Annotated in this window: 6 protein-coding genes and 1 pseudogene; 2 read left to right on the forward strand and 5 right to left on the reverse strand. The window is 68.5% G+C overall.

What is annotated here, in order from left to right; translation table 11 throughout:
- Positions 1–325: 325 nt before the first annotated feature.
- From Q8Q88_RS09950 to Q8Q88_RS09960, 3 genes and pseudogenes are all read right to left on the reverse strand, one after another.
- Positions 326–691, reverse strand: a complete 366-nt coding sequence (locus tag Q8Q88_RS09950) for a hypothetical protein (protein ID WP_305675038.1) — start codon at positions 689–691, stop codon at positions 326–328.
- Positions 692–768: 77 nt separating this feature from the next.
- Entirely contained in the window at positions 769–1,041 is a 273-nt protein-coding gene (locus Q8Q88_RS09955; RefSeq protein WP_371129839.1) for a rhodanese-like domain-containing protein, read from the reverse strand.
- A 3-nt stretch (positions 1,042–1,044) separates the two neighbouring features.
- Positions 1,045–1,338 (reverse strand): annotated as a pseudogene (locus Q8Q88_RS09960) (ArsR/SmtB family transcription factor); the annotation flags it as partial.
- 26 nt (positions 1,339–1,364) lie between these two features.
- Here Q8Q88_RS09960 and Q8Q88_RS09965 point away from each other — a divergent pair.
- The gene (locus Q8Q88_RS09965) at positions 1,365–1,811 is read left to right on the forward strand and encodes a hypothetical protein (protein ID WP_305675039.1); all 447 of its coding nucleotides are present in this window, start codon (positions 1,365–1,367) and stop codon (positions 1,809–1,811) included.
- Positions 1,812–1,820: 9 nt separating this feature from the next.
- On the opposite strand, the gene Q8Q88_RS09970 is transcribed toward Q8Q88_RS09965, so the two are convergent.
- Both Q8Q88_RS09970 and Q8Q88_RS09975 read right to left on the reverse strand, forming a co-directional pair.
- Positions 1,821–2,042, reverse strand: coding sequence for a GDCCVxC domain-containing (seleno)protein (locus Q8Q88_RS09970; protein ID WP_305675040.1), 222 nt, complete (start codon positions 2,040–2,042; stop codon positions 1,821–1,823).
- Positions 2,039–2,431, reverse strand: a complete 393-nt coding sequence (locus tag Q8Q88_RS09975; RefSeq protein ID WP_305675041.1) for an MFS transporter permease — start codon at positions 2,429–2,431, stop codon at positions 2,039–2,041. The genes Q8Q88_RS09970 and Q8Q88_RS09975 overlap by 4 nt, the downstream gene beginning before the upstream one ends.
- Positions 2,432–2,497: 66 nt before the next feature.
- On the opposite strand from Q8Q88_RS09975, the gene Q8Q88_RS09980 reads away from it, so the two are divergent.
- Positions 2,498–2,905: a helix-turn-helix domain-containing protein gene (locus tag Q8Q88_RS09980; protein ID WP_305675042.1), complete on the forward strand. Its 408-nt coding sequence runs from the start codon at positions 2,498–2,500 to the stop codon at positions 2,903–2,905.
- Positions 2,906–3,271 lie beyond the last annotated feature (366 nt).

Raw genomic sequence — 3,271 nt, forward strand, 5'->3', positions numbered from 1 at the left:
GTGGGCGTCGGCCGCAAGCGGCGTCCTGACGACGGTGCGGAAGACGTCCTTCGCGTTCGAGGGCGGTGGCCCCATGCGGTAGGCGTACGCACCGTCCATTCCTGAGGCGGCGCAGGCCCCGATCGCCAGCGGCAGGCTGAGGATCAGGGCGGTGAGGATTAAGCGAGTGATCATTGGGGTTTCCCCGAAATCTGTGGATCCGCCAGACGGCTGGGCCGTCTTGGCGGGACGGCGCCGGAGCGGAACCAGGCCTCGCGCCTGACACTCCAGGCGCTCGACCGCAGCACCAGCGGCGCGGCGGAACCGACGGCGACCGCCGCCGGCTTCAGGCCAGCGATTTCGGAGGTCGGTCGGGCCCAATGGGCAGGTGGGAACGCCAAGCCGCGCTTTTCGGTGCGTCGAGCCTCAAGGCGGTTTGGAAGACCGCGATGCTCGACATCACCGCTAGGACAGCGAGGCCGCTCGTGCAGGCCATCGAACAGGCCTTGGCGCAGCCCTTCAACACCTTGTCGCAACACGGATCGGGCTTGACGGGCGCGGCGTGCCGATCGGCAGGCGCATCCATCGACACCATGCTGGAGGTGACGGCCTGCGGGGTATCCATGCCGCAGGCCATCGGCGCCGCCGACGCGGTGATCGGGCTGGCCGCGAGGGCCAGAAGGGCAAGAATGGCGATAAGAATGCGCGCCATGACGCCATTTTCCGCCCGCTGGACGGATCTGTCACGAGGATTCGCCCATCGGGCGGTCTTCGGGACGGCCAGGCGGATTATGCGACAGGCAGGCCGGCCGCCTTCCACTCGGGGAATCCGTCCTCCAGCCGGCGCACCGTGAAGCCGTGCTCGCGCAGCAACGCGACCGCCTCGAACGCCAGGACACGGTAGGCGCCTCGGCAATAGGCGACGATCTCCTGGTCCTTCGGCAGGTCGCTCAGTCGTTTGGCCAGGTCGCGCAGCGGGATGTTCATCGCCGACGGCACCCGACCCGCCGCGAACTCGTCCTCCGGTCGGACATCCAGCACGGTGACCAGGCCGTCCCTGATCCGCTACGAGAGTGCGGCGCGCGGCACGGGCTCCATGGCGTCCCGGTCGTGGAAATACCCGGCCATGGTCGCCCGGACTTCCGCCTGGTTGCGTTCGCCCAACCGACCGAGCGCGGACAGCAGGTTCACCACGGCCGGGTCGCTCAAGCGGTAGAGCACCTGCTTGCCGTCGCGCCGCGAGGCCAGCAGGCCGGAGGCGCGCATGAGCCGCAGGTGTTGGGAGGCGTTGGCGATCGACAGCCCCACGCGCGCCGCGACCCCTTCGACGCTACGCTCGCCCTGTCCTGCTAGGATTGACCTACGTCGCGACCGGCGCGGTCGCCATGTTGAGCCGCAAGGGCCGCGGCCGGCATTCCAACGTCGGGACCATCCATTTCTGGTGCCTAGTCGCCGTCTTCGCGTCGTCCACCGGCCTGGCGATCACCCGATGGGCGCAGCACTATCATCTCTTCATCCTGGGCGCGCTGGCCATGGCGTCGGCCTGGTTCGGCCGCATCGCGATGCGCTGGCGCTGGCGCTGGCCGGGGTGGGTGCGACTGCACCTCACCGGCATGGGTGGCTCCTACATCCTGCTGCTGACGGTTTTCTGCCTGGACAACGGCAGGAACCTGCCGCCCTGGCGTGAACTGGCGCCGATCGCCTTCTGGCTGCTTCCGAGCGCGGTCGGCCTGCCGATCATCGCCTGGGCCCTCCTGCGCCACCCGCTGGCCCGGCGTACGCCCGGACTGCGCGAAGGCCCTACCATGCCCAGCTTCGACCCAAGGCCCTGAGGTCGCCTGTCAGCCGCAGCAACCCTTGCCGTCCGCCTGAACCGGCGGACAGGGCACGTCGGCATAGGAGCAGAAGACGCAGCAGTCGCCCGCCTTGGGTTTCAGCACCGCGCTACAGGCCGGGCAGTCGTAGAAATATTGGCAGGCGTCCGTCGGCATGGTCTCCGTCGAGCGTGCGCCGCATTCCGGACAGGTGAGGGTCGAGCGCAGTTCGACAGTCTCGTCGGTCATCCGCGCGCCGTCCTCAATAACATCAGGAAATAGGGCTCGATCAACGGCTGCCAGATCAGCGCCAGCCCTGTCAGGACGGTCGCCGCAGAGAGCAGCCCGACCATCAGTCCTGACGGCGGCGCGCAGGTTGCGTCCAGCACGCAGGCCCTGCGGCGTCGCCAGACCATCCACCAGCCGGCGCTCAGGACGATGACGGTCGCCACCGTCAGCCAGGTCCGCTGCCCGGCGAAGACCGCCGTCCCCGCAAGGCTCAGGCCCGCCACAGAGAGCGCCATTGGTAGCACGCAGCAGGCCGCCCAAGCGAACACGGCCAGCGCCGCCGCGCCAAGCGCCGACCAGCCGACGACAGTGTCGCGGCCGTCGGATCGGCGATGGGGCTCAGACGTCATTCGGTCGCCTTTCGAAGGGTTCGACGCTAGTGTGCAACCCGTAGCGACTACGGGATCAAGCGAATTATGAGTCCTCGCCAGGGCCTAACGATCGGACGCCTCGCCGCCGCCGCCGGCGTCAACCTCGAGACGGTGCGCTACTACGAGCGGATCGGGCTGATGCCGCTCCCGGATCGCACGGTCGGCGGCCATCGCAGCTACCGACCTGAGCATCGTTCGCATCTGGCCTTCATCCGTCGCGCCCGTGAGCTCGGTTTCACCCTGGACGACATCCGCGCGCTGCTGGCCCTGGCCGAGCCCGGCCGCCAGTCCTGCGCCGTGGTCAAGACGATCGCTTCGGACCATCTTCGGAACGTGCATGCCAAGATCGCTGACCTGTCGCGGTTGGCAGGCGTGTTGGAGGACGCCGTGCGCCAATGCGGTGACGGCGACGTCCCCGAGTGCCCGGTCATCCAGGTGCTGGGCGGCGCCTAGGTCGGCGTCGTTCGCGGTCTGCTCGATACCTACGCGCAGCGCGTCGCCGATGCGCGACACGAAAACCACTGAGGACGCCTAGATGAACCCGGAAGGCGAAACGGTCTCGGCGCTGGCGGCAGTCGTGATCGGCACCAGCAGCGTCGATGAACTCCGCGTCGGTCTTCGGATCCGCCCACGGCGCCACGCGCGGCGCTGATGCTGGCCCCTTCACCCTCACGCGGTCTACGAGCGGTCCCCCGCGGCGTCTGGGCGATCGGCTTCGTCTCGATGTTCATGGATATCTCCTCGGAGATGATCCACAGCCTGTTGCCCGTGTTCCTGGTGGGCACGCTCGGCGCCAGCGTCGCCATGGTCGGGTTGATC

Origin of the sequence: Phenylobacterium sp. (assembly GCF_030697925.1) — a bacterium.
Lineage (GTDB): Bacteria > Pseudomonadota > Alphaproteobacteria > Caulobacterales > Caulobacteraceae > Phenylobacterium.